Consider the following 25,959-nt stretch of genomic DNA (forward strand, 5'->3'; position numbering starts at 1 on the left):
TTTCGTTGCGCAGTTAGAGATAATGATTTCAAAGGAATTTTGGGAAACCAAAAGTAAATGATCCAATGTAATGGATGTTATTTATAAATTAAAAGGAGCATTATCAAATGCAATCAAATACATATTTAAAATACGGTTCAATTAAAGGCGAAACTACTGCTGAGTCTTTTAAAGATTTAATCACAGTTTTATCATTAGATTGGAACGTAAGCCGTGAAATTTCAGCACACACTGGTACAGCAATGGACCGTGAATCTAGCTCAACTCGCTTAGGTGATGTAACTATCACTAAACTTCAAGATAAAGCGTCTCCAGACCTTTTCAAAGAAGCGACAATTGGTAAAGGCCTTCCGGCTGTTTTCCACATCACTAAGCAAGGTGATAAAGTTGAAGAAATCATGAAAATCGAACTTACAGATGCAATGATCTCTAGCTACTCTGTATCAGTTCAAAACGACCGTCCAGTTGAAACAATCACTATCAGCTACACAGAAATGATGATGACTGTTACTCCTACAGACGACAAAAATAACATCACTGCACCACTTGTTTATGGTTACAGCGGTGTTAAAGGTCAGCAAATGTAATTTTTTGCAGTACCTAATAGCTCTGAGTTTTACTCAGAGCTTTTTTGATCTTTAGGAAATAGGAAGCATGGAATGCAAAAAGCGACACAAGATAATAATGTAATTCAGATTAACACCCCAGCAGGTAAAGATGCACTTTACTTAACTCGGCTGGTGGTGCAAGAGTCTATGTCTGATTTGTTTGTGATGTCAGTGAATATGTTCACTATTGGTACACAAATAGCGCATGAAGATCTGGTGGGAAAACCTGTTTCTATTAAAGTAAAGAATGCCGATAGCGCAGGTGAGCGTTATTTTCATGGCATAGTTAGCCAATTAGTATCTAATGGTAGCCGCACCGCTGATATTGATGAGCAAAAAAATTATATAGATTACCACGCTACAATTGTGCCTTTCGCAGCATCAATGCGAAACCGAAAAAACAGTCGGATCTTTCAAAAGAAAACTATAAAAGACATTTTTGCCGATTTGTTTGGTCAACACAGTGTCGCTTTTAAAGATAATACAACTAAAACGTATCCTAAGTACGAGTATTGTGTTCAATACCAAGAGTCAGATTTTGACTTTATTCAACGCTTGTTTCAGCAAGAAGGTATTTTTTATTTTTTCGAGCATAGTAACAGTGCACATACGCTCGTACTTGCTGATGATATAACAGCTTACGAAGAATGCGCTGAAGCAAAAGTAGAGTTTACCTCTGGTCACCTCAGTGAGTCACACATAAATAAATGGCAAGGTGGTTTAAGTATTGCGCCTGGCAGCTACAAGCGTATTGGCTATGATTTTAAGCAACCACCACGTTACCCTGATGGCGATCACAAAAAAGCTGATTTACCAACCCAGTCAGTCGCTGAAATTTTTGAATATACCGCAGAAGCCGAAACCCATCCAAGAGCTGCAGGTTTGGCAGCCGTTCAACTTGAATCATTACAGCGTAATATGAAGTTAAGTAGCGGTAGAAGTGATTGCCGTTCATTCTCGGTAGGTAAATTATTTAGCTTTAAAAAACATGAAGACCCGCGCCTAGAAGGTAAAACGTTTGCTATCACCTCGTTACTAACGTCTATAACGGTGCCAAATCAGTCAGGTACTCAGCAATCTGGCGCGCAAGAAGTATTTACCAACCACTTTGAATGTGTGCCAAAAGATGTGCCATATCGTGCAGCTCACAGCATGCGCAAACCTGTTATTCATGGTGTGCAAACAGCCATAGTGACGGGCGACAGCGCAGATGAAATTATGGTTGATCAATACGGACGTGTGAAAGTGCAGTTCGATTGGGACCGAGAAGGTAAAAAAGACTCGCAAAGTTCATGTTGGATCAGGGTTGCGCAAAACTGGGCCGGTAAAAAATGGGGGGCATTTTTCTTTCCTCGTGTCGGGCAAGAGGTATTAGTCGACTTTATTAATGGGGATCCTGATCAGCCAATCATTAGCGGTGCAGTATACAACGCTGACTTAATGCCTCCTTATGCATTACCTGCAGATAAAACACAAAGCGGTATTAAAACACGCTCAACAAAAGAGGGCGGTGCCGATAATTTTAATGAACTGCGTTTTGAAGATAAAAAAGGCAGTGAGCTTGTATACATGCAAGCTGAAAAAGATAAGCAGCTGTATGTAAAAAATGATCAAAAAGAAAAAATTGATAATGATCGATTCCTTGAAGTGGGCAACAATGATGATGCCAAAGTAAAAGTGAATCGCACCGTCGATATCGGTGAAAATGACACATTGAAAGTGGGTAAATCACTCAATATCGAAGCAGGAAAAGAAATCGTTATTAAGACCGGATCGGCAAAAATTACTATGAGCAGTAGCGGGAATATTTCTATTGAAGGCACAAATATTAATATTAAAGGCAGTAACGTAAAGGTTGATGGGAGTGCAATTACCCTTTCTGCTGGCATGATCAAGTTGAACTAGCATGGAATTACTTAATACGTTTCAACCAGGTGTCGTGCATGGCGCAGCAAGTAATGGCTTTACCGTTTATTGCCGTTATGGGCTTCCTCATTTGGTGTGTCTTTGTGTAAATCGCCCAGATGATCCGTTTTTAAACTTGCCAATAGATTATTTTAAGGGCCTAGATGGTTATTTTGCAGAGCAATTTTTTATAAACCTTCACCCTGTACTCAATAGTAGCAATGTGTTGTCGCATATTTACCAATACGCTACACAAACAAGCTCAATAATAAACGATCTCTCGTATGCAGAAATAGCGCAAGAGTTGGCAAAACTCGTGAGCACAAATAAGTTACAAGTTATTCCTTTAAACGAATAGCTAATAACAAGGAAGGTAATATGGGAAAACCCGCTTCAACGTTAGGGCACATGCATGTTTGCCCAAAAGTAACAGGTACAGTACCTCATGTTGGAGGGCCAATTGTAGTGGGTTCGGCCAATGTGTTGATTGGTAATATGCCTGCCGCAAGAAAAGGCGACATGCTTGTATGTGTTGGCCCACCAGATAGCATTAATAGCGGTTCTGGCACAGTTAAAATAAATGGGAAACCTGCGGCTAGAATGGGAGACAGTACTTCTCATGGCGGTAAACTTGTTTTAGGTAACCCAACAGTTTTAATTGGTGGATAAGGTGTTATCACTCATTCTAAATGAGCATAAAGCAGCTCTTTTAAATTTAAATATGATGCAGCAAAGTGCTTTTTATAGCATTGGGTTTATTGCTCAAGTTCGTCAGCAGTTAATTTTAAAAGTACAAGCATCTCAGAGCGCTAGCAATGTACAGTTTGAAATGGTGCAGTGCATTATTGAAGAGCTCGAGACGTTAAAACAGCAAGAAACGTCATTAGATGACGTTGCAGAAGCATGCTTGGTTGCGCTGCAATTAATGTCTAACTCTCAAAAGCAGAGGTTTTTGGGGTTATTAAACCGACATGAGTTTACGCTTTTAAAACATAAGCTTTTGCAGAAAAGCTTAACAATAAGTGGGCCAGCCAATAGCGATCTTTTGAATTGGGCAAATGTGTACGGTAAATCAGAGACACAGGCGATTATTTATAAAGCGATAAAACGTGCTGTAAAACAGCTGCCAGATATGCCTGAAATGCAAGAAACAGTAAACGCATTTGAAAAGGCTGCGATGATTAATTCACCGTTAATGTCTGTGTACCTATTATTGTTAGACCCACAAAGGATGAATTTTGTTTGCAACTATGTGAGCCAGCAGTTTACTCGAGAGCAAGCTATTGCGGTGCTATTGCAAACTGGGGCAACAAAATATGTCCCTATGGCTGTTGCGCTGTTGACCGAAGTGAGGTCGGCCAAGAATCTTGTTGCTGGTATTAAACGCTGCTTAGGTAGTCAGCTCGATGAATTAGTTGCATTTGATACTCAAATTCAGGCTGGCGATTGTAAGCAAGCCGCTGTTGATTTTCAGCGCCAATTTGCATTGAGTTGGCCAGAGCAAAAGATCAAATTTAATGATCAAACCCTGGTTTATGGCTTTGCGATGAATAGACCTGTTAGTGTTGCAAGCCTGCAAGGTGTTGATTTTTTTAGTTGGCAGGTGATTACAATTTTAAATGCGCTTAAATATGACTGTCGAAATAGTCAAGCGAGTTAGCATTGAGTGCATTTAAAATTTCAATACAGCAGTTTGATACACCTTATGAAGTAGCCCCAGAAGTATTAATACTAGAGGGGAGCTCGGGTCATGAGCAAGTGCAAAATTGGCATTCATTTGATGCCTTTATTTATGACTGTATTTTAAAAGCAAAGTCAGTATTGAAAGAGTCAGACGTGCAGCAACCCTTAATTTGGTTATTACCGGCACTGCCTTTTCAAACTGAGCACAAGGCACTGTTTATAAATAGCCTTCAGCAGCGTTATGGCATTGCTGTCGAACAGATGATTTTTGAAGGCGCAAACGCTATGCACAGTGCGATTGCATTAGCCAAAGAGCAAAATTTTAGTGCTTTTGATGTGGTAGCAATTGATGGTGTGTTTAAAGCCTCAAAGCATAACGGCTTTGAATATTTAGGTATAGCGGCTTGTAAGGCATGTGTTGAATTTACGCAGGTAGGCTGGACGTTGCAATCTACGAACATGTGTTCTTCTGTAGATATAGCAAAACATCAGCCTTTACATGCAGAGCTTGAACGAGTTTTATCGCTAAATGAACAAAAAATAGATTTAGTGTTTGCCCCAGGTAATGGCCTAGAAAGTGATGATTGGGTAAGTTATTTACCAGTTTTAAGTAAAAAAATTAATGAACAAACGATGTTCCAGCTTCCTAATTATAAATTAGGCAAAATGGGAGCAATAGAAGGGGTTGTAAACCTCGCAAGCCTGACCAATAGCGCCCTTTATGCTGAGCGTTTTGGGCAGGCGTTAATAATTTCGCAAGAGTACAACAAGTACCAAGCCGTCGCGTCATACTTATGGATAAGTAAGGAAATGTGCAACTAATGGATAGTAAAGCAGTTGTGTTACAGGGAACACGTTATCCCATCTGCCTCGTGTTAGCTAAACAGCCAGCCCCCAGTGGTTTTATTGCTGTCGCAACGAATACGCCGGATAGTGCCTACAAATTTGTAGCTGAGGTTGGTGCGGTATTAAGTGGCGATGCTGCTAAACGATTAGATCTTATTCAATTGTTAAATGTTGCTGGTATTAATTGTCCAAGGCAAGCAACAGCGCGCGAAACTGCATCGGCTTTGATAAAAGCCTTAACCTCAGGTGCCATTACGTGCTACCAGCAGCAAGTAAAAAGCACCATTCAAGTCAGTGATAATACTCGCTCATCGCAAAGTAGCAGTTCAGCGTCTTCGGCTGTGCCAAGTAATGCCAAAAAAGCAACACAAGCTCCTGCTAGCAATAAGGGCAGTGCCAGTAACACAACCGCAAGTGAAACGCCTATAACAGAACAAGAATGCCGTTCAGACCCGGTTTCGATGCTAACAGGGGAAGAAATTCTTCCTTTAACTGACTTCTCATTAGCCGCAAATAGGCCTTTAACGTGGCGTCGGTTATATCGCTCGTCTCACTGTAATCAAAAAACAATACTGGGTAATGGCTGGCGTCACGATTATTTAGTGCAATTAACCGAGCATTACCTACCACCGCCGAAAGTGGGCCCAAAGAAAAAGGGCACCTACTGGCTTGAGTATCATGACGAACATGGTGCGACTCATAAGTTTGAAAAAGTGAAGCCGGGGCAATCGAGTTATCAGTTAAGTAGTAACTTGGTGCTTCATTACAAAGAAAATGGCAAGCAAGTATTAGTAACACCAGATGATAAACACCTGACGTTTATGCCGGGTGGATCAGCATGGTTGCTCGAAAAAATCATCAATGAAAAAGGTCAAAGCACCCGTTTTTATTATGATTCGATGGAGCGTTTACAACGTATTGAAGTAAACAAAGTACGCGGCTGTGTACTGAAATATAATAAGCATGGTTTGCTCAAAACGGTGCACGCTTATCGTACTAATGAACAAGGAAAATTAGTTCTTTTAGATCAGCCATTAGCCAGTTATGAGTATGATGAACAGTCAAACTTAGTGGCGGCAACAAACCAATTTGCTGAACAAGAGCGTTATAAATATAACGCTGCAAATTTACTAATAAAGCGAACCAGAGCAAGCGGTTTTAGTCATCACTTTGAGTGGGACTCGTATGGTTATGATGCCAAATGTATTAAACAGTGGGGGGATGACAACACCTATTGTTATCGGTTCGAGTATCAAGGCAATAAAACAACCAGTATAGATTCACGCGGCAACCAAGAGCACTTTGTGCACAATGAGCAAGGTAAGCTGATTGAGCACACTGATGCCAACGGTAATATCACACGCTATGATTACAATTCTCTTGGGCAAAAAGTAGCGCAAACAGACGCCTTAGGTCATCAAACGCTTTATACCTATACGGAATACGGCCAACTTGAATCAGTCACCCAAGCTGATGGTAACCGCACTCAATTTGGCTATAACCAACTTGGTCAACAAGTCGTTGTTATTTTGCCAAATGGCGAGAAGATTAAACGCCAATACAGTGCCTCAGGGTTACTACAAAGTGAAACCCAAGCAGATGGGCGAATAGCACTTTACAGTTACGACAAACAAGGTAATTTGACCCAGCATGTCACGCCAAACGGTCATGTATTAAAATACACATGGAATGAACAAGGTGAGCTACTCGCAAAGCAGCACAATGATGAGCTCATTCGTTACAGCTACGATAACCTCGGTCGTGTAAACGCTACCATCAACCAAGCCGGTCTGCTTACTCAATATAAATATAATGAGCAAGGGCAACTAGTTGAAACAACCGCGTTTGAGCAAAGTAACCCTGATAACAAACAACAACAGCTTTTTTCCTATGATGATGCTGGTCGATTAGTTAGTTCGAAAAACGGTAATGGTGATACCACAGAGCAGCACTTTGAGGGGCTAAGCCAACCCCATTGCGTGATCCAGCCAGATGGCAGTGCACTGCATTTAACGTATGATAAAGAGCGAAATTTAACCGCAATCGAGCGTAGTGACGGCCATATTTATCGCATTAATTACGATGCAAACGAAAACCCAACACAAATCACGGGTTTTGATGGTACTGAGCAGCAATTTAAGTACGACGCATGTAATCGCTTAGTTGCTGTCACGCAAAGCGACAAACGCCATGTAAATATTAAGCGTGATAAGCTAGGCCGCGTTATTTCGCAGCACGCAAGTCTAGCCACAAATAAACACATAGTTAATAACGCTAACCATTACAGTTATACGGCAGAGGGCAAAATAGCACGTGCTCACAATGAGCAATCAACGATTAAACAGTCGTTTGATAAAGGTGGACGACTACTCAATGTTGAGCAAATTCACAACCAGTCTCAAACCCATAAACTCGCATACAGCTACGATGACTATGGCAGACGACAGTCTCTTACCTTGCCAGACTCAACAATCCTTTATTACAACTATAATAGTTTTGGTCAGTTAAGTGCTATACAGGTAAAGCGAGCGGATGGTGAGTTAGCAAAACTCGTCGAGCTTGGCTACGACAGCCAAAATAATATCAAAACCCAACGTTTCGGTAATAAGGTTACCCTTAATCAGGCGTTTGATGTTTTTGGGCGTTTAACGCAGCAGCAACTATCGCATCCAGAGCACACACTATTTGATAGCTGTAATTATCAATATGATGCGGTTAATCAACTCATTACGCGTGAAGAACAAGGCACTAGCTGCCAAAATACACAGTTTGAATACAATAGCCTTGGCCAATTAATTCAGCAAAATCTAGCTGATGCAAAGTCGGATACACAAGCACCAGAAACCGCCAAACAATTTCAGTGGGACAGTTTTGGCAACCCGATTAGCCAAACTCAAGTGCAGCATGATGAAGCAGTCAATAAACAAGAAGCTAATGATGCTGTTACACATAGCCAAGTCGATGCCGACAGGTTAACGCATTTTGGCGATAGCGATTTTGAATACGATGACTGTGGTAACCAAGTACGCGAAACGGGCAAAGGCATAAAAACGCACCGTGAATACAATGCATTCAACCAATTAAGCAGCTTTAACAACAATGGCACGCTAACACATTACGACTATGACCCACTAGGTCGTCGTATCGCTAAGCAGACTGAGCATGGCAAGATTGATTATATTTGGGATAACGACCAACTAATAGGTGAATACCAGCACGGCGAGTATACCTGGTACATCAACTTACCCAATCAATTTCACCCGGTCGCACTGATTAAGCAAGGTGAGCTGTATTATTACCACCTAGACCAACTAAACACCCCACGTTTTGTTACCAACAATAATGCAGAAGTTGTATGGCAAAACCATGCTGATGTGTACGGCTATGAAGAACCAGAAACCCATGCTGGCTTTAATAAAGAAAACAGCTTCACTCAGCCAATACGTTTTCAAGGGCAATATTTTGATGAAGAAAGCGGCCTACACTACAACCGCTACCGCTATTACAGCCCCAAACAACAACGCTTTATAAACCAAGACCCCATTGGCTTAGTAGGCGGCATAAACCATTACCAATATGCGCCGAATCCAGTGAATTGGGTGGATCCGTTAGGACTTAGTTGTAAAGAAACTAAAGCAATTGAAGTGCCTGCGTATGATCATAACGATCCTATGGCTGATGCAATAACCCCTGTTGCTATTACACCAGTTGAATGGTTCGTTGAAGGGCTTGCAGATGCTGCCGAGGCAATAAGCCAAATGGTAGATACAGGCGTAACAGCTGCTGGGGTTGCGACTGCGGGTATTGCACTTATACCAGGTAAAGTGGCAGATAAAGCACTCGAGCCTGCGGTTAAAAAGTTAGACGACATTGCAGATGCTGCACAAACAACCCTAACTCAAGCTGCTAAAAAAGCGGCTAGAGAAATGGATTTACATAAAGTTGCCTGTTTCAAAAAGAATAAAAAAGGCACAGATGCTGAGTATGATCGTCAATTGAAAGGCCAGCAAGATGGTATTAATGATATGACGGTTAAAGAGTACTTAGATAATCGTGAGGCATACAAAAAAATTGGTCGCAAAGGGACAGGGGCTGCGCAACAAGAGGCACGAGAAAAGTTCCGAGATAACTTGATAAATAAATATACGGATGAACTTATTGCTAGTGGAGAATTTTTTGGTGATGAAGCTGCTCACAAGGCTAAAGAGTTAGCTGAAGTAGACATGAAAACCCTTAATGCTCTTCACAACCCTGATATGATAGCTGGCGGTTATGATAGTGTAGTGGACTTAGGTGATGCAAGTGTCAACAAGTCAATTGGTTCACAGTGGAAGAATAATGGTAGAGATGATGCGGGCAATAAGCTTGCTGCAAGCCGTGTAGAGGTAATGGACGAACAGGCTCAAAAAGCACTCGAAGAGATAGGACCAGATGCTAAGATGAATGTAGATTTACATAGGTGTAAATAAATGAATAAGTTTTTTGATAATTTTTATAATTATGCGGGATTTGGTCCCGCGATAAAAGCGACAATGCCAACCAATGAAACGCTTGAATTTTTTAAAGGCAAACTTCCTGACCGTTTGCTTGAATACTGGCAAAAGTATGGATTTTGTGGATGGGGTGATGGCATTTTTTGGTTAGTAAACCCACAAGATTACCATGATATTTTACAAACATGGCTTGAGGGCACCGAATTCGCTGAACGCGAAAACAATGGAGTTGATAAATATTATGTAATTGGTCGCGGTGCTTTTGGAAATTTACTTATTTGGGGGAAAACATCAGGTCAGAGTATAGATGTTAATTCAAACTTTGGAATGATTTTTCCAACAGATTACTCTGAAAAATTAAAGGAGCGAGGAGAGGAACGTTCAATTGACTTATTTTTTGCAGTTCGAAGAAAAGAGTCATTTGATCAAAAAGACATTAACGAAAAACCTTTGTTTGAGCATGCACTAAAAAACCTAGGCCCATTAGAAGCCGATGAAATGTATGCGTTCGTTCCTGCGTTGGCTCTTGGTGGTGTAAATAAGCTTGAAAATTTGCAGAAAGTAAAAGCGATTGAGCATTTGAATTTTCTAGCTGAATTGGGCGAAAAACGCATAATGGCTGATATTGTCGCTATGTCTAATGAACTACATAAGAAGTAACGCTGTAGCGGTTAATCATTTCAACTAAGTAATATTAAATTGGGTATCCATCGGGTACTAAATAAGCCATTTTGTTGAACGTTAATATGAAATGGCTTTGAAAATAAATACATGAAAAGGACTTTCATATGTCAGCAATAAGAATAACTCAGTCAGTTGGTCTGTGTGGTGTTAATAATCCAGCTGATGTAAAAGCAATTCAAACAGCATTAAATAAATTACTTAAATTGCTCCCTTCTATAAACGCATTGGTCGTGGACGGGCGTTTAGGTTCCCGCCCAGAAAACTCTAAAACAGTTGCTGCAATTAAACAGTTTCAAAGCAAAGTTGTAGGTATGGTGCGGCCAGATGGGAAAATAGACCCAAATGGCCGAACTCACAAAAAGATTAACGAGAAACTAATAATTAAAAGCCATCAATTACGTTTTAAATTACCATTGGCATCATCGAATGTTCAAGAGTTAACTGAATCTGACTTTTTGAGTGTTGCTAAGGCATTGAATTGTAAAGTTGCTGCGATTAAAGCTGTAGCTGAGGTTGAATCTTCTGGTGATGCCTTTTTACCTAACGGAAAACCAAAGATTTTATATGAAGCGCATATTTTCTCGCGATTCACAAACCATCAGTATGATTCGAGTCACCCGTCTGTTTCTAGTAGGAGTTGGAATCGAAGCTTATATGTTGGAGGTGCTCTAGAATATAAAAGGCTCGAAAAGGCTATGGAGTTGGATGCAACAGAAGCTTTAAAATCAACTTCATGGGGGCGTTTTCAGATTATGGGTTTTAATTTTAGAGCTGCAGGATTTGCGAGTGTAGAGGCTTTTGTTAAAACAATGTTTACTTCGCAAAGGAAGCAGTTGGATGCATTTGTGAACTTTGTTAAAAGTAAAGGTTTAGAAGAGTATCTCAGAACATTGAATTGGGCTGCATTTGCCCAAGGTTACAATGGCTCACAGTACGCCCAAAATAATTATGATATTAAATTAAAAAAGGCCTTTGACAAATATGATAAAAAATAAGCTTTTTTCTGTTTTGCTCACTTTGCCGCTATTGTGTATTAATGCGTGCCAAGCGAATCCAAGTGACTTTGTTGTTATTTTTAAGTGCCATTCAGATACGCCAACCAAGATCAGTGTGGTAGTTAAGGAGCATAAAGGCCTTTTTGAACTAGAGCAATTTAGTCATTTTCAATTTAAGCACTCAATGCCTGAAAAAGTAATTGCTATCGGTAAATTTAGCTATCACCGCCCGTTGGTTACAGAACATAGTATGGAGTTTAAAGTCGGTGAAAATAAATTAACACTGAGTGATTATCACAGTGAAGAACTAGGTATGAATATAAAAGAAAAATCGGTCACGTTAGTCCAAGGCGGTAAGAAAGAGTATTGGCTTTGTGATGATTTGAGTTCTAGTCAGTTACCTTCTGTAGATGATTTTAAGAAATAAGGTATTTCCGTTATGGGTTATGGAGATACATTAGGCGAGAACTCTGAAAGTAACTTGCTCTAGAAAATGATAGGTGGTCGATATTTCCACTTTAGAAGTCATTGAAAAAGCAGTATCTAGAAATAGAAATTAGATTCGAAATTACGGCTATACAATTTTTAGTCGTGAATTAAAGGGAGGTTTAAGCATATGTTTGGCTTAATAAAAAAATACGATGTTCATATGTGCTCTGAGGTCAAGGGTTGTATTTTGAATAATGGAGAGCCGGTAAATGGAGCAAGGATACGTCGTGAGTTAACTTATGCTCACTCAGTTGTTGAAATTGATGAAACCGTAACAGATGCTAATGGCTATTTCTCAATGCCTGAAATTTTAATAACGTCAAAAAAGCCTGGTGATATGTTTGTTCACGATGTTGTATTACAACGCATTACAATTTTAAGTAATGAAGAAACGTATGTTTTATGGAACACAAAACAACTAGGTATTGAACCATTCAAAGAGATAGAAGAAAAATTACTTACTCTGAATGGTGATTTAAGTTCACAAGAAGTGCGATTCACTTTTCCCAATAAGAAAAACCCGAGTTTGGAATTCGATGGGTTAAGTATTTGCAGGTGGGAAAATGATTTTGAAGTTTTTGAACTTGAGGATGATGGAACACAATTTTTTAGTAGTTAACTTTTCTAATTAAGGATGAATATGAAAACGTTGAGCCCAACATTGGCAGTTAACCTTGCCGAATTTGCTTATGAAAGTCTTACAGGTAAGTTAGATGTACCTATAGTTCTGGCAAAGCAGTTTCTTTTTAACAGTAAGTCATCACTAAAAGGGGTTACAGGAACCTGTTTGGAGCATGTTTTAAATCATAGTAGTGGCTTTGGGTATATTGGTGAAGGAAGAAACGGTGGTATTTATGAAAAAGAAATTGTCATCACTTTCCGTGGTACTGCAGGCATTGCTGACACACTAACAGATTTACATTGTGGAATGACGGTGGGGCCAAACTATAAAGCCGTACATGCAGGTTTTAATCGTACTTTTGAATCTATTAAACCACAATTATCAAAAATACTCAGTAAATTAGGTAGCAGACCAGTTCATTGTGTCGGTCATAGTTTAGGCGGAGCAATTGCAACATTGGCTGCTAATTGGATTAAGGCGCAATTTAAGGTGCCGGTAAAGTTATACACATTCGGTGCTCCAAGAGTCGGCTGCAACCCATTTGCAATTCAAACTGAAACAAATTTAAATGGTATTTACCGTGCAGTACACAGGAGTGATCCTGTCCCTATGGTACCTGTTTGGCCATTTGTACATGCTGGGAGCGAGTATAGGCTTAGTACTTGTGTTTCTTTAACGGGGGCTGCTCACAAAATGGCAGGGAATGCACCAGGTTATATTAATACCGCATCTCGTTACCCAGACTATAAAAGTATGGAAAGAGGCTCATTATCTAATTTGACGATGACACGTTTAAAGTATGTTAATCGCCATCATGCATCATTTAATGCTCACTGGGCAGATAAAATCACGAGCGCACTATTAACGCTCTTACGAGAGAGTGGCAAAATAACAAGCATATTAGCGCAAGGTGTCGTTGCTGGTACTTTGACTATATATGATGCTTTAGCGCGTAGCTTGGTTGAAATATCAAAAATGTCCTCGAAATATGCAGAAGATTGTAAAGGGGTGCTAGGCCATATACTTAACTTTGTTGGTAAGTCTGGCGTTACTTTGGTTGATATTACCTATTCCAAAGTGAAGAAAATACTTTATTGGATGCTAGAGAAACTCAATCAGTTAGTAATAGCAGCAGTAAAAGTATCGCCTTATATTGGAATTAGTTAAACAAGGTCATACTGTATGAAGCCCATATACGCTAATTTTAAACTCATGGGCTTTATTCACCTATTTTAAATCAAGAAGTTTAATCTCACAGCAAGGAGCTATAAACGCTATTAAATGCGCTATAGGAACAGTATGGAACAACAACATCAACAAACACTCACTCAACTAGTCAACGATGTTTATAACAAACCGGACTTAATTGAAGAACATCAGGTTCTTATTCAACCCTTATTAAAAGACTTGGTGGCCTGTGCGCCAGCGGGTTTTGAGGGGATGGCTACGATGATCCACAGCCATTTTGTCAATGGACTTAAATCTACCAATCCAAATATTCAAAAGTTTGAACTTGAGTCAGGGCTTTTAAAGCTTAAGCCTTATTTTCAACGAATTAATCAGTAAGCTACAAAATCTTAGTTTAGGTAAACAAAGTACAAGGATGGTTTATGTCATTAATGAATGCGTGCATTTTAATGCTGCTATTACAGCCATTGTTTGTTTACTTTGCGTTATTTGCAAAAGAAGTTGATCTTAATGAAGACTCGCAAGATTCGACTGTCATGCTATTTAACTTTGGTCTTTTGGGTATCACGCCTAGTGTTGCTTATTTTTACATGGAGCAGTTTTGGTTCGCAGTTGGTATGTTAAGTGGCGTCACACTATTAGGTTTAACACTTGCTAAAACTTTAGAATCAAAGGGCAAAAGGCCATTGGATCTCATCCTAACTTTGCGTTTTTTGACGTCGTGGCTGCTTATTTTTGGCGTTATATATTGGTTAATTTCATTATTTACAGGCTCACCAGAAGTTCAGCCAACAATTGCTGATGCTGATCAGCAAGTTGAGCCATTTTATCAGCTATTTTGGCCTTCATTTTACTATTTAGGTTTAATGGTTTTTACATTTTTACTTAAAGTACTCGAGTTTCGCTTTCAATTAAAGCCAGCATTATCTGGTACTTTTTTGATACTTGCGGCAGCGTTAATCGGTATATCACCACTCGTTGATGGCAGTTTTATTCTTGGCTTGTTTATAAATATCGTCATATTTTTTATTTTTTGCTCTATGTATATGGAAATTAATAAAATAAATGACCCCTCTGGCGGAGCGATTGCTTTTTTATATGCATATATATTATCAATGGGAGTTGGGGTGGCTATTATCGTAAAAATTATACATGTAATATTTTTTACTTCTGAAGTTTGATTTTTAACCTTGCAAGGGAGGTTGTTTTTTAGTTATTATTTGTACCTGTTTTGTTGTTTTTATTCTGCGTAAATGAATAATGTATAAATCAGCATAATAAGGTTTTTGTTGCCATAAATTGCATTGCAAGGAGGCTTGGTGTGTTCTCATCAAGGGTTAGGCAGTTAGCTATATTAATTGCTACATTATTTGTTTTATTCACTACGACACAGGTATTTGCGAATATGTTTGGTTTTTTTAATAAAAGTGATTTTATTTTGTCTGCCCCTGTTAAAGGGCAGCTATTTGATGATGGGAAGCCTGTTGCAAATACCAAAGTGATGCGTTCACTTACTTACGGTGATGAATATATCGACGAAACAGTAACTGATGAACAGGGCTATTTTACGTTTTCAGAAAAAACAATTAAAACCAGTAAACCAGCTAACATGTTCGATAATGACTCATTGGTACAGCACATTTATTTAGAAAATGGCACGCCAGAGGGAATAGTATTGTGGTATACACTTGTGTCACTGCATGAAAATAGTCAAACCCTCAAACGATTACTTGCTGATTTAGAATGCGATATTTCTAAAGAGCCAGAAACATACGATATTCCTATCGAAGAAGATACAAGCCATACTTTTGCGATTTATACATCATGTAAACTTTAACCTAAAACATCTCATACAAAGGGAACTTATATGAATACCTTGACGCCTACTCAAGCGGTGCAACTCGCTGAGCTTGCTTATAAAGCAAAAAGTATTAAAACAACTAATTTACTTAATCACTCATTGCACGCTTCTTTGCGAAATAGCTTTAATTTCTCAATTAACCCAAGTGCTGTACAAGGTGTGTCGGGTGGTTTTTTCTCTCATTTATTTGGTTTAAGTACAGGTTTTGGTTTAGTTGCACACGGAAAAAATGAGTTTCAAGGTGATTCTGTTATCACCATTCGTGGAACAGCCTCTTTAAGAGATGGTTTAACAGATGCAAACTTCGGTTTAAGTGGTGGTTCAAACGGTAGTATGGTTCATGCGGGGTTTAATAAAACGTTTTACACCATGAAGCCGGGACTGCAAGAGTTTGTTACAGCAAATATACGTGACAAAGTAACAGGGTGCGTACATTTAGTTGGCCATAGCTTAGGTGGTGCACTTGCAACGTTAGCGGCAGATTGGATCAAAGCTGAATATTCGTTACCTGTAAAGCTGTATACATTTGGCTCTCCTCGTGTTGGTCTAGATAACTTTTCAAGAGCCGCAACAGGCAGAATCGATAAGATTTATCGTTGTACTCATGGTGCCGATCCTGTCACTAAAGTGCCGTTATGGCCATTTTCTCATGCTCCTTATCAGGGCCAAGAAATTCGTTTAGACAGCGGGCAAGGTTTAAAAGGTGCTGCCCACAAACTCAGTGGTACACCTGGCTACATCAATACCGCAAATAGTAATGATTGGGGCAATCTGACAATCCGTGCAAATCATTATTTAAATACACCTGTGCGCTTAAACTTTGAAGATCGTAATCAAGCATCTTTCAATTCACACTGGGCTGATAAATTAGGTGCGGCGCTTGTTACCTTATTAAAAGACGCTGGTTATTACAGCGCTGTTGCTGCACAAGCAGCAATTGGAACAGGCCTGACATTTTACGATATGCTTGCTCGAACTTTAGATAAAATTGCGAAAGCATCAGCCTCATTTGCTGCACAAACACTGGGTCTTATTGGTCATATGTTGGTGTTTGCTGGCAAAGTTGTTAGCAAAGCCGTAGAACTAACATACAGTGTTATTAAGTGGGCTTTTGACTCGACTCTTGGTGCTCTTTATCGCGCCGCAAAAGATGGCCTAAATGGTTTAGATTAATAACAAATTGGGCATGCTGATTAGCATGCCCATTTCTTATTGTTGTTCGTTTTCTTTTAATGAGCTTATTTGTATTCCATTCTTACTCAGCTCACTTTTTAGTTTTAATGCACTGCTTTTTAAATTTGGTAACGTCTTGTTATTTATGATTTCGACCGCTTCACTTAACTGATCTGAAGCATGTTTGGCCGACATTTTTCTACTGATTGCTGCATCAATAATAAATTGACTTTTGCTGTAAAAACGACGAATTTCAGTTAAAAACTCACTGGGCGTTTCTAAGGTTGTGGGGGAATACTGCATGGTCTGCCAAATATACTTTTCGATGGTTGGCTTGTTATATTCAAGTTCGGACTTAGGTGGGCTTTTTGCTAATAAGATAGCAAATTCTTTGAGATGTTCAGCATTATCTTTAACTTCATCATATAGAGATGTTCTAAGATAATAATTATCTTCCATTTTACTGAATGAGTCGAATTTTAAAGCTTGTTCTAAGCCACTTTGAGCTGCAAGATAAACTCCAAAAATAGTTGAAAAAACGAGGAATAATTGGTTTAGCCAAAAGCCAGTACTTTTTAGTTCTTTATTATCAACGGTTTTAAATGCAGTGGTGATCTTTGGGTTGTTTCCTTTATCCATTATTAAATTCCTTTTACTATTTTGATTTAGTATCTCACAATTATTTGATTTGTGTATTTAATCTCTTTCTAATAGCACAGCGCCACTGTGATCTTCACCTAAATAATCGTCTTTATTGTATATTGGGCATTTAGCCATTGATAAACAGCCGCAGCCAATGCAACCGTTAACGCGCTCGCGCAATCGCTGCATGTATTGAATGCGTTCATCTAATTGCGTTTGCCAGACTTTAGAAAGGGCAGCCCAATCTTGTTTAGTGGGTGTGCGTTGCTCGGGTAGGGTGCTTAACGTTTGTTTAATGTCTTCAAGGGTTATGCCCATGGTTTGCGCAGCTTTTATTACGGCAATTCGGCGCAATACATCGGGTTTATAGCGGCGCTGATTGCCGTTATTACGCCAGCTGCGAATAAGCCCTTTTGACTCATAAAAATGCAAGGTCGAAACTTTTACACCACTGCGTTTTGCCACAAAGCCAACCGCTAGGTTTGCATCAATAAGTTTTTTATCTGACATAATTTGCTCCAAGGTGTTGACCTAAAGTTAGCTTGAGGTTTTACGCTGCACACATCATAAAAAAGGAGTGATAGTCATGCAACAAAAACCAACAACAAACACGGTAATTATTTATTCAAGTGCACGAAAAACGGGTAACACGAGCTTACAAGTTAATGATTATAAAACCCAATATGGCGGCGATGTAGTATGTCTAGATGACTATGTTATCTCGCCTTATTGCTACGATAAGCAATATAAAAATGATGATTTTTATGCGGTATTTGAAGCGCTGTTGAATTATCAACACTGGGTACTGGCATCGCCAGTGTATTGGTATAACACCACACCGCAGTTTAAAGCATTTTTAGACAGGATCACTGACTACATGGATGATGACGCACTCAGGCCAAAACTGAGAACACTGCGTGAAAAGCAGTTTTCATTGCTCTCAAATGCAGGGTCTGCTCACGCACCTAACGCGTTTATCGAGATGTTTAAAAACACCTTTAATTACTTAGGCATGACCTTCAAAGCACATCAACATATTGATGCTAGTTAAACGCGTTTAAACAAGGTAGGCTAGAGTAAAAAGTAACAGGAACTTTTATGAAATCAACACTGTTAGGCTTATCTTTAGCCTTGTTATCTTCGTTTAGTCATGCAGAGCAAGCTGAGCCCGCGATCAAAGGTTTTGGTTATTATTATGACGTGCCAAACCATGCAGAAATCTCTGAACAAACGGTTTTCAAAGTGGCATTTGATGTGGCAGATGCGGCAGAAAAAGGGGCGCAGAACAACAATATGAACTCATTAGCACGGTTCATTAATATGCACATAGCCCATGGTGTGAAGCCTGAGAACATTCAACTTGCTTTGGTTGTGCATGGTGGCGCAAGTGTTGATGTACTGGAAAACAGTTTTTATATACAGCGCTTTGCCAGTGACAATAAAAATCAGCAATTGATCTCTCAATTGTTAGCGCATAATACCGTTGTTTATGTGTGTGGGCAGTCTGCAACGCACATGAAGGTAAAACAGCAACAGCTTATTCCTGGTGTGCAAATGGCGTTATCGGCGATGACCGCTCATGCACAGTTGCAGCAACAAGGTTACACACTGAATCCATTCTAATGAATATCTTATGTTTCGGTGATTCAAACACTTATGGCATTTCGCCCGTCGATGGTAAACGCTTTGCAGCCGATGAGCGCTGGCCTAGTTTACTGGGTATTAAATTAGGTGCCGGCTACCAAGTGATTGAAGCTGGCCAGCCCAATCGTACACTGGTGAACGACCCACCTTTTAGTGGTGATAAACTGGGCATTAAATACCTAGAGCCATATCTAGCGGCTTATCATTTAGATGTGATTGTTATTCAGCTCGGCACGAATGATTTAAAGCGCCGTTTTGCGCTGTCGGTTGTTGATATTGCCAACGCACTAGAAGCACTTATTTTAGATATAAAAAACTATTATCGGCACCGTGAATTACCCAAAATAATAATTTTGAGCCCGCCAGCGGTGTATGAGGTTGGCGCGTATAAATCTATTTATGCAGGAGCAGAGCTAAAAGCAAAACGGTTAGTGGAAGAGTTTAAAAATGTTGCTGACAGCAACAACTGCTGTTTCGTTAACTGCTTTGAATTAATAACACCATGTTCTTCAGAAGGCGTTCATTGGCCAAGCTCACAGCATAAGACACTTGTAGATCACTTGAGAAGTTGTCTCTAAAGTAATACTTTGCTGTGTTCTTTAAATGATTTACCAATTTTTATCTTATCACCAGTATCTAGCTCTACATGTTCGTTCGTAACAGCTATGACTCTGCTGTTATTCACTATGTATGATTTATGGATTTGAGTGAATGAGCCTAATAGCTGCTCTAAGATCTGTTTTAGGGTTGTTGTTGCGAGGATCGTTTGGTCTTCTTGGTGCACTTTTACATAATTTCCATACGCTTCAATGTATTCAATTGTATCTAAGCTAAGCTTGCGTTTTTTGCGATCTACTTTTAGGGTGATTGTTTTACTTTTCGGCGTTTGGGAAATACGTTCACGGACTTTATTTATTGCTTGCTGTAAACGTTGTGCAGATACAGGTTTGAGTAAATAATCAGTAACATTTAGCTCGTAACCTGCGAGTGCATATTCTTCATAAGCACTCACAATGATAATTTGAGGCGGGTTAGCGAGTGATTGAATGAGTTCTAACCCTGACAACTCTGGCATGTTTATATCTAAAAAAACGACATCAATAGTTGATTTTGCTAATTGGTACAAAGCATCTTTTGCGCTGAAATGCTGAGAAAATACTTTGATATCTGAATACGACTCTAAATGATGAAGAATTACTTGATGAGCAAGTGGTTCATCATCAACAATAATTGCTTTAATCATTTGATAATTCCAAAGAGAGGGTGGTTTGCCAAAGTCCATTGTGATTATGCACCAATAAAGTATGTTTTTCTGGATATAGAAGCTCTAAACGGCGCCTTAAATTGTTTAGCCCCATGCCTGAATTATCATTATTGTTTTTGCGAGGAATGCTATTTTCGCAATATAACGTTAAAGCGTTGCCATTTAAGGATAGTTTTATCGTTACTTCAGCGTTTTCTTGTGCGTGTTCAACACCGTACTTTATGGTGTTTTCGATTAAAATAATAAGAAGCAGTGGCGCTATATAAAGAGGGTGACTAGTTTCAGGCCATGCTAGGTTAAATCTACAGTTATTTGCATGCCTTATCTTGTGCAGTTCAAGAAAGTTTTTAATGTAATTTAGCTCTTTTTCGAGTAGAACAAATGGTTTTTGCCCTTCATAGACGGTGTATCTCAGTAAGTCAGCCAGCTGTAATACCAATTCAGGTGTCTTTTCTGATTTTGTTAATGCAAGTGCATATAAGTTATTTAAAGTATTAAATAAAAAGTGCGGATTAATTTGCTGCTGCAGTAGCTTTAGTTCTGTTTTTATTTGCTGTTTGGCAATTTCTTCTAATTTATGATGGTGCTGCTGGCGTTCAAACGCCAAGATAATGGGTGTAGAGATACTTAAAAATAAAAACATAAACTGATAATTGTACTTATTGATAATGTCTAGGTTGCCTCCCGGAGTTAGATTGGCAACATTTGAGGGTAAGTCATTAACAGGCAATGTAAGCACAATAGCGGCAAGTAATGGTGTTAAAACAACCATGCTAATTAAGCATGCAGATACAAAAATGAGCACTCCATGCTTGGCTAAGAATTGACGTATTAAAATGTAACGATTAAATAAAAAAGTGCCGTGTACAATAATTGCGTAGACCAAAAGCTGAGAAAAATACCAAATAAATTGATTATAGTTTGTAAGTAGCTTTTGAGTATCAAATATCAATGCAAAGGGTTGATTTAGCAAAGGTTCGTTATGGCTGTTGAGTATGCCAGCCATGACAAAGGCCCAGCCAAAACATATAACAAAAACAACTTTATTTAATGTAAACAAAGAGCTCATCCAACTGGTTAATTTGGATTTTTGGTTCTTCTTAAAGCGTTGGGATGAAAGCCAAAGTAAACTTGCTAGACTGCACAGTAACCAACATTGCTCTTGTAAGTAGTGCCATTTATCATAAAGTGGCAAGCTGTTGCTTAACAGATAAATGAGTATTGGGTAACCAATAAACCCAGATAACCACCATATTGAATCCTGCTTTGAAGAATGCTGTGATGCCATCCAGTGAGCGATTAAGAAAGGGATACACTCAAATATTAGCTGTAAATTTACTGTTAGATAAGTACTGGGTGAATCAATTCTCAGCGAAAGATAGCGAATATGACTTTCAAGTAGTATCGCAGCGATTAATGGTAGTAGAGCAACCATGTTTTTTGTGTTTTTAGGTGATGATAAATAGCTAATAGCTGCCAGCAAAATCTACTCCGTTCAGTTTTTATTTTTGCAACGTACACTGTTGTTTTTTCGAACATTTATATATTACCCTAATTTCTAAATAATGTGGAAACTGAGGGAGTAATACTCTGATTAAGCGTTATAATGGATTTAGCTTAACGTTTTTATTTCTTTATTCATCCACATCTTGATGAAAGTTCTTTTTTTGATGACGAAATAAGAGTTTTTGCTTTCATCATCAAACTTGACTCATTGATCATTACTTCGTAGCAGCGAGCTTTGCCATTCCTTAATCTAGATTTGTGCTAATTAAGGAGCCAATAAATGCTAACACTTGAGCATATTTCGAAAACATACCCTGATGGAACTCAAGCACTTAACGATATAACCATTGAGTTACCCAGCGGCATGGTAGGGTTGCTGGGGCCAAATGGCGCTGGCAAGTCTAGTTTGATGAGAACTCTTGCATGCCTGCAAACTATTAATTCTGGCCGTATACAGTTTAGTGGCTTAGATATATTAAAAGACCCTGACAAGTTACGTAAGCAACTTGGTTATCTACCACAACAATTTGGTGTTTACCCACATATGGGATGTAGAGCTTTACTTGAACACATCGCCATATTAAAAGGGCTTGAATCTAAAAAGACAAAGCAACAGATTGATGACCTGCTTACTGCATTAAATTTAACTCAGCATGCAAATAAAAGAGTCAGTCACTTTTCTGGGGGAATGAAACAACGCTTTGGTATTGCTCAAGCATTGTTGGGTGATCCTAAATTAATCATTTTAGATGAGCCTACTGCTGGGCTTGACTCGGCAGAGCGAGAGAGTCTCAATAACTTATTAGTTTCAATGAGTAAGAATCGACTGATTTTGCTTTCAACACACATTGTGGAAGACATAGAAAACCAATGTCACTTTGTGGCGATGATTAAAGGTGGTCAACTGATCCAAAGTGGCCATATCGATACCTTAGTAAACCAACTCAAAGGTAAAGTATGGGTATTAAAAACTTTGCCACGCGCACTGCCCAAAGATGCTTTAGTACTGAGCCAAAGTTATCGATATGGTGAGCCCGTCTTTCGAGTTTATGCCGCAGAGCGCCCAACTACAGGGGCTGTTTTGGCGGCAGAATCATTACAAGATAAGTACTTCTTTGAACTAAAATCTCGAAGAGGTGAATTATGCTAATAATCAATGAGTTAAAGTATCTTTTTCGTCAACCAATAGTTTGGGTATGCTTGCTTATTGCGCCAAGTTTTGCATTTTCACTTTCTTCAGGGCTTGCAACAAGTAATGTTGACCCATTACAGCAGTATCAATTGCATTTAGTGTCATTACACATGATGCAATTGGCTTTATTGGTTGGAGCATTATCGCCAGCAATTTTCTTACGTGACCACCTCTTTCATATGGACGAAATTATTGCTGTTGCATCAGTAAGTTCAAAACAAAAAAACTATATTCGAATAGGTGGTTTTGTAAGTCTATTAATGATGGTTTCATTAAGCAGTACGTTGGTTATGAGTTACGTACATTTTCAAAATAATGGATTTAGTTGGCAAATACTTGGTTATACAGTTTTTTATAGTGGTTTTGTTCTACTCATAAACTGTTTTTTACTTATTGCTTTGGCATTTTGGCTTTGTCAAAGGTTTCGAAGCTCAATGATTATCTACGCCGCTTTTGCAAGTGTTTGGATTGCTTATTTGTTCACTGCGAGTATAACGGGTAATCCAATTTTGGCAGGAAGTAGTGTACTAAACGAAACGTTTTATCAGCTATTTATTTGGTTAGACCCATTTGCTTATACAACGGTAATAGCAAGTTTTAGCGAGTCACAAAATACGCCTTTTTATACTAATCGCTTTATTTGTTTTACTCTAGCAATTGTTATTTTTACTCATGCTGTTGGCTCGCACCCCCAAGTATATGCAAGGACAAAGCAACCCAAACAACAATGTATTGAGTCTGACCTTAGGCCTTACACTCAATTTCAAACGGTAAAGCCTACATTTCGTCAAAGCTCGATTCTATTCGAGCTATACAAAGCTGCAATTTTAAATATATTAAAACAAGCTATAACTCTTATTCTGTTACTTTTATGGCTAGGGTTAGTGTTTAATAGTGTTGCATCTTCTTCTCAGTATGCAGAACCAATGAGTGTTATTAAAGCAACTAGCATTGATGCTGTTAATCAATATGCCTTTGATATGTATATATTGCTCGGTTGTTTACTGATGGCTCTATGGAGTTGGCAACTTAGTTGTCATGCTAGGCACTACAAAATAGCAGAGATAATTGCGGCAGCGCCTATTAAGACTGCTTCTATTTTGCATAGCCAATTATTGGCAATAGTGAGTTTGGTGATTGTTTTTTCGTTAAAAGGTTTTGTTGGTGCATCGTTAGCTGAACTTTTTATTGGCAGTGACTTTGACGCTTATCACCCTATTTATACCTTAGCTTTAATGGGACTGCCGCTAGCTATCATTGCTTCGATATTTGTATGTATTTTTAATTTATTGCGCTCAGAGCTTGTTGCTTCTTTAGTGGTGTTTGCCATTTTGTTACTTAAATTTACCCCAGTAATGACTTATTTGGGGCTAACACACACGTTTTGGAGTGTAGCTTGGACACCATTGCAGCCGGCGAATGAATTTTGGGGATATCGAGCAAGTTTAAGTAGTTACTGGCCTTATGTCCGCGCGTGGCTAGTATTATTACTTAGTGTTGTGCTTGTTAGTCAGGCTTTTAATCACCGCGGGACAGGAATGGGCAGTAGGGCACTTAAAAATAAAGATGCTTGGCTGTTAATACCTGCAGTTTTGGCTATCAATTTATTTTGGCAGCTACATACTAATTTAATTTCAGAAAAGCCATTAAGTAACTCTTATAAACGAGAAACATTTAAAGCAAATTATGAAAAAATGTTTGCTGATTGGAAACATAAAGCTCAGCCAAAAGTGAGTCATATCGATGCAGAAATAGATTTCTATCCTTATAAGCAGTCAGCCCAATTTAACTTAACCTACTCATTTACTAACCCTCACAAAAAACCAATAAAACAGGTATTGATAGGTCGTGCAGGCTTCTATCAATGGGCAGATATTAAAATAGAAGGAGCTGAGGAAGTCGCATTTTATCCATCAATGAACCAAGCTATTTACGAGTTTAAATCCGCACTTCAGCCATTCGAAACAAGGCAACTTAAAACGCAATTTGTAGTAAAGCAAGCCAAGTTATGGCCTACACAAGGGCATCAAATCATAACGCCTGAATTTAGTTATATTCGTTCAGTTCCGCTATTACCGACGCTTGGTTATCAAAGAAACTATGAATTAGATGACGAGCAATTAAGGTTAGATTATGGGCTTCCACTCTATGTTAAAACACCGCCTTCAAAGCGTTTTAATGCAACATACCAAGTACCATATAACTATGAACGCATCACCATGAAAAGCAAAGTTACCACCGCCGTAGGTTATCAGGTCGTTTCACAGGGGAAGAAAATAGCGCATATTGTTGAAGGGCAAAGAGCCGTTTTTAAATTTCAGACGACAGTGCCAATTAACAACTTACCTGCTTGGTTGTCATTTCCATTTGCAGCAACTGAGTTAATTTATGAGGGTGTGAAGTTACAGGTTTTTACTAAATCAAGTGCAACAGAAGCTAATAAAGATGCCGTAAAAGTTAACTTACAAGCTATGAGTGACACGCTTTTTTGGTTTAATAATAATCTTAATGCGTACAAAGGTTCAAATCTCAGTTTGATCGACGCAACAGGATTTGGTGGGACAGGGTATGCATTACCTGAAATCATGTTGATTGATAATAAGGTCGGTTTTAGAGCTAAACCAAGTGAAGGCGCAGGTTTTGATCAACGCTACCGCCGTGCAGTACATGAAACGGCTCATCAATGGTTTGGTCATGATATTGGCAATAGTGTTCCTGAAGATAGCGCTTTTTTGATTGAATCATTAGCTAAATATGTAGAGCTTGTGGTGATTGAAAAACGATACGGAAAAAAGGCTGTCAATGCATTAGTCAAATATGAAACTCAGCGATATCAACAAGCTTCTCGGCTAGATATTTCGACAAAGCAAGCGTTGGTAGACTCATCAAAAAGTTACGATCAGTATTCCAAAGCTACTCTTGTATTTGCAAAACTTAGAAATGAAATTGGCGATGCTGTGATTGTGGCTGCTTTAAAATCAGTATGGCAAAAATATGCATTTCCTAACCGACCAGCAACGTCAATGGATTTTATTAGAGCGTTGCAAGAACAACTTAATGAACAAGAGAAAGACTTAATTAATAAGCTTTTTTTGGAAGTATAAATACAAAAAAGCCACAGGTTGTAAAACACTGTGGCTTGGGTATTGATTGACTTACAACCA

At 38.8% G+C, this 25,959-nt stretch carries 25 protein-coding genes; 21 read left to right on the plus strand and 4 right to left on the minus strand.

Going from position 1 to position 25,959, the window contains the following annotated elements:
* Positions 1-107: 107 nt before the first annotated feature.
* From NO991_RS01325 to NO991_RS01400, 16 genes are all read left to right on the plus strand, one after another.
* Positions 108-587 (plus strand): type VI secretion system tube protein Hcp, encoded by a 480-nt coding sequence (locus tag NO991_RS01325; protein WP_105181734.1) that lies wholly within the window; start codon positions 108-110, stop codon positions 585-587.
* A gap of 72 nt (positions 588-659) precedes the next feature.
* Positions 660-2,513, plus strand: a complete 1,854-nt coding sequence (locus NO991_RS01330) for a type VI secretion system Vgr family protein (protein ID WP_371351576.1) — start codon at positions 660-662, stop codon at positions 2,511-2,513.
* Position 2,514: 1 nt separating this feature from the next.
* The gene (locus NO991_RS01335) at positions 2,515-2,871 is read left to right on the plus strand and encodes a hypothetical protein (RefSeq protein ID WP_138618898.1); all 357 of its coding nucleotides are present in this window, start codon (positions 2,515-2,517) and stop codon (positions 2,869-2,871) included.
* A gap of 20 nt (positions 2,872-2,891) precedes the next feature.
* Positions 2,892-3,182: a PAAR domain-containing protein gene (locus NO991_RS01340; protein WP_371351577.1), complete on the plus strand. Its 291-nt coding sequence runs from the start codon at positions 2,892-2,894 to the stop codon at positions 3,180-3,182.
* Position 3,183: 1 nt separating this feature from the next.
* Positions 3,184-4,173, plus strand: a complete 990-nt coding sequence (locus NO991_RS01345) for a hypothetical protein (RefSeq protein ID WP_371351578.1) — start codon at positions 3,184-3,186, stop codon at positions 4,171-4,173.
* Positions 4,174-4,175: 2 nt separating this feature from the next.
* Positions 4,176-5,018 carry a hypothetical protein gene (locus NO991_RS01350; RefSeq protein WP_371351579.1) on the plus strand — a complete coding sequence of 281 codons (843 nt, stop codon included), beginning with the start codon at positions 4,176-4,178 and terminating at the stop codon, positions 5,016-5,018.
* The gene (locus NO991_RS01355; protein WP_371351580.1) at positions 5,018-9,511 is read left to right on the plus strand and encodes a polymorphic toxin type 15 domain-containing protein; all 4,494 of its coding nucleotides are present in this window, start codon (positions 5,018-5,020) and stop codon (positions 9,509-9,511) included. Before NO991_RS01350 ends, NO991_RS01355 begins: the two co-directional genes overlap by 1 nt.
* Complete coding sequence (locus NO991_RS01360; protein ID WP_371351581.1) at positions 9,512-10,195, plus strand: GAD-like domain-containing protein; 684 nt, start codon at positions 9,512-9,514, stop codon at positions 10,193-10,195.
* 128 nt (positions 10,196-10,323) lie between these two features.
* Entirely contained in the window at positions 10,324-11,214 is an 891-nt protein-coding gene (locus tag NO991_RS01365) for an N-acetylmuramidase domain-containing protein (RefSeq protein WP_187489403.1), read from the plus strand.
* Positions 11,201-11,641, plus strand: coding sequence for a hypothetical protein (locus tag NO991_RS01370; RefSeq protein WP_371351582.1), 441 nt, complete (start codon positions 11,201-11,203; stop codon positions 11,639-11,641). The genes NO991_RS01365 and NO991_RS01370 overlap by 14 nt, the downstream gene beginning before the upstream one ends.
* Before the next feature lie 189 nt (positions 11,642-11,830).
* Complete coding sequence (locus tag NO991_RS01375; RefSeq protein WP_187489405.1) at positions 11,831-12,322, plus strand: DUF6795 domain-containing protein; 492 nt, start codon at positions 11,831-11,833, stop codon at positions 12,320-12,322.
* Positions 12,323-12,343: 21 nt separating this feature from the next.
* On the plus strand, positions 12,344-13,492 hold the full coding sequence (locus NO991_RS01380; RefSeq protein WP_300362720.1) for a lipase family protein: 1,149 nt from the start codon (positions 12,344-12,346) through the stop codon (positions 13,490-13,492).
* Between the two features lie 132 nt (positions 13,493-13,624).
* Entirely contained in the window at positions 13,625-13,891 is a 267-nt protein-coding gene (locus tag NO991_RS01385; protein ID WP_371351583.1) for a hypothetical protein, read from the plus strand.
* 89 nt (positions 13,892-13,980) lie between these two features.
* A complete protein-coding gene (locus tag NO991_RS01390) occupies positions 13,981-14,694 on the plus strand; it encodes a hypothetical protein (RefSeq protein ID WP_371351584.1) in 714 nt (237 codons plus the stop codon).
* Positions 14,695-14,918: 224 nt separating this feature from the next.
* The gene (locus NO991_RS01395; RefSeq protein ID WP_234003603.1) at positions 14,919-15,350 is read left to right on the plus strand and encodes a DUF4198 domain-containing protein; all 432 of its coding nucleotides are present in this window, start codon (positions 14,919-14,921) and stop codon (positions 15,348-15,350) included.
* A gap of 30 nt (positions 15,351-15,380) precedes the next feature.
* Positions 15,381-16,547: a lipase family protein gene (locus NO991_RS01400; protein WP_138618920.1), complete on the plus strand. Its 1,167-nt coding sequence runs from the start codon at positions 15,381-15,383 to the stop codon at positions 16,545-16,547.
* A gap of 36 nt (positions 16,548-16,583) precedes the next feature.
* On the opposite strand, the gene NO991_RS01405 is transcribed toward NO991_RS01400, so the two are convergent.
* Complete coding sequence (locus NO991_RS01405) at positions 16,584-17,186, minus strand: hypothetical protein (RefSeq protein ID WP_371351585.1); 603 nt, start codon at positions 17,184-17,186, stop codon at positions 16,584-16,586.
* Positions 17,187-17,243: 57 nt separating this feature from the next.
* Positions 17,244-17,699: a redox-sensitive transcriptional activator SoxR gene (gene soxR, locus NO991_RS01410; protein WP_166338572.1), complete on the minus strand. Its 456-nt coding sequence runs from the start codon at positions 17,697-17,699 to the stop codon at positions 17,244-17,246.
* A gap of 76 nt (positions 17,700-17,775) precedes the next feature.
* Between soxR and NO991_RS01415 the strand changes: the two genes are divergently transcribed.
* Genes NO991_RS01415 through NO991_RS01425 form a run of 3 tightly spaced genes read left to right on the plus strand, consistent with a single transcriptional unit; the run spans position 17,776 to position 19,411 of the window.
* Positions 17,776-18,240, plus strand: coding sequence for a flavodoxin family protein (locus NO991_RS01415; protein WP_054554022.1), 465 nt, complete (start codon positions 17,776-17,778; stop codon positions 18,238-18,240).
* Positions 18,241-18,287: 47 nt separating this feature from the next.
* Positions 18,288-18,812, plus strand: coding sequence for a DsrE family protein (locus NO991_RS01420; protein WP_371351586.1), 525 nt, complete (start codon positions 18,288-18,290; stop codon positions 18,810-18,812).
* The gene (locus NO991_RS01425) at positions 18,812-19,411 is read left to right on the plus strand and encodes an SGNH/GDSL hydrolase family protein (protein ID WP_138599233.1); all 600 of its coding nucleotides are present in this window, start codon (positions 18,812-18,814) and stop codon (positions 19,409-19,411) included. The genes NO991_RS01420 and NO991_RS01425 overlap by 1 nt, the downstream gene beginning before the upstream one ends.
* Here the strand turns inward: NO991_RS01425 and NO991_RS01430 are convergent.
* Both NO991_RS01430 and NO991_RS01435 read right to left on the minus strand, forming a co-directional pair.
* Positions 19,408-20,076 carry a LytR/AlgR family response regulator transcription factor gene (locus NO991_RS01430; RefSeq protein WP_371351587.1) on the minus strand — a complete coding sequence of 223 codons (669 nt, stop codon included), beginning with the start codon at positions 20,074-20,076 and terminating at the stop codon, positions 19,408-19,410. The two genes, NO991_RS01425 and NO991_RS01430, sit on opposite strands and share 4 nt — an antisense overlap.
* Positions 20,069-21,580, minus strand: a complete 1,512-nt coding sequence (locus NO991_RS01435) for a sensor histidine kinase (protein WP_249362614.1) — start codon at positions 21,578-21,580, stop codon at positions 20,069-20,071. The genes NO991_RS01430 and NO991_RS01435 overlap by 8 nt, the downstream gene beginning before the upstream one ends.
* Positions 21,581-21,883: 303 nt before the next feature.
* On the opposite strand from NO991_RS01435, the gene NO991_RS01440 reads away from it, so the two are divergent.
* Both NO991_RS01440 and NO991_RS01445 read left to right on the plus strand, forming a co-directional pair.
* On the plus strand, positions 21,884-22,753 hold the full coding sequence (locus NO991_RS01440) for an ABC transporter ATP-binding protein (RefSeq protein WP_371351589.1): 870 nt from the start codon (positions 21,884-21,886) through the stop codon (positions 22,751-22,753).
* Entirely contained in the window at positions 22,747-25,899 is a 3,153-nt protein-coding gene (locus tag NO991_RS01445; RefSeq protein ID WP_371351590.1) for a M1 family aminopeptidase, read from the plus strand. Before NO991_RS01440 ends, NO991_RS01445 begins: the two co-directional genes overlap by 7 nt.
* Positions 25,900-25,959 lie beyond the last annotated feature (60 nt).

This window comes from Pseudoalteromonas sp. DY56-GL22, assembly GCF_041414715.1.
GTDB lineage: Bacteria > Pseudomonadota > Gammaproteobacteria > Enterobacterales > Alteromonadaceae > Pseudoalteromonas > Pseudoalteromonas simplex.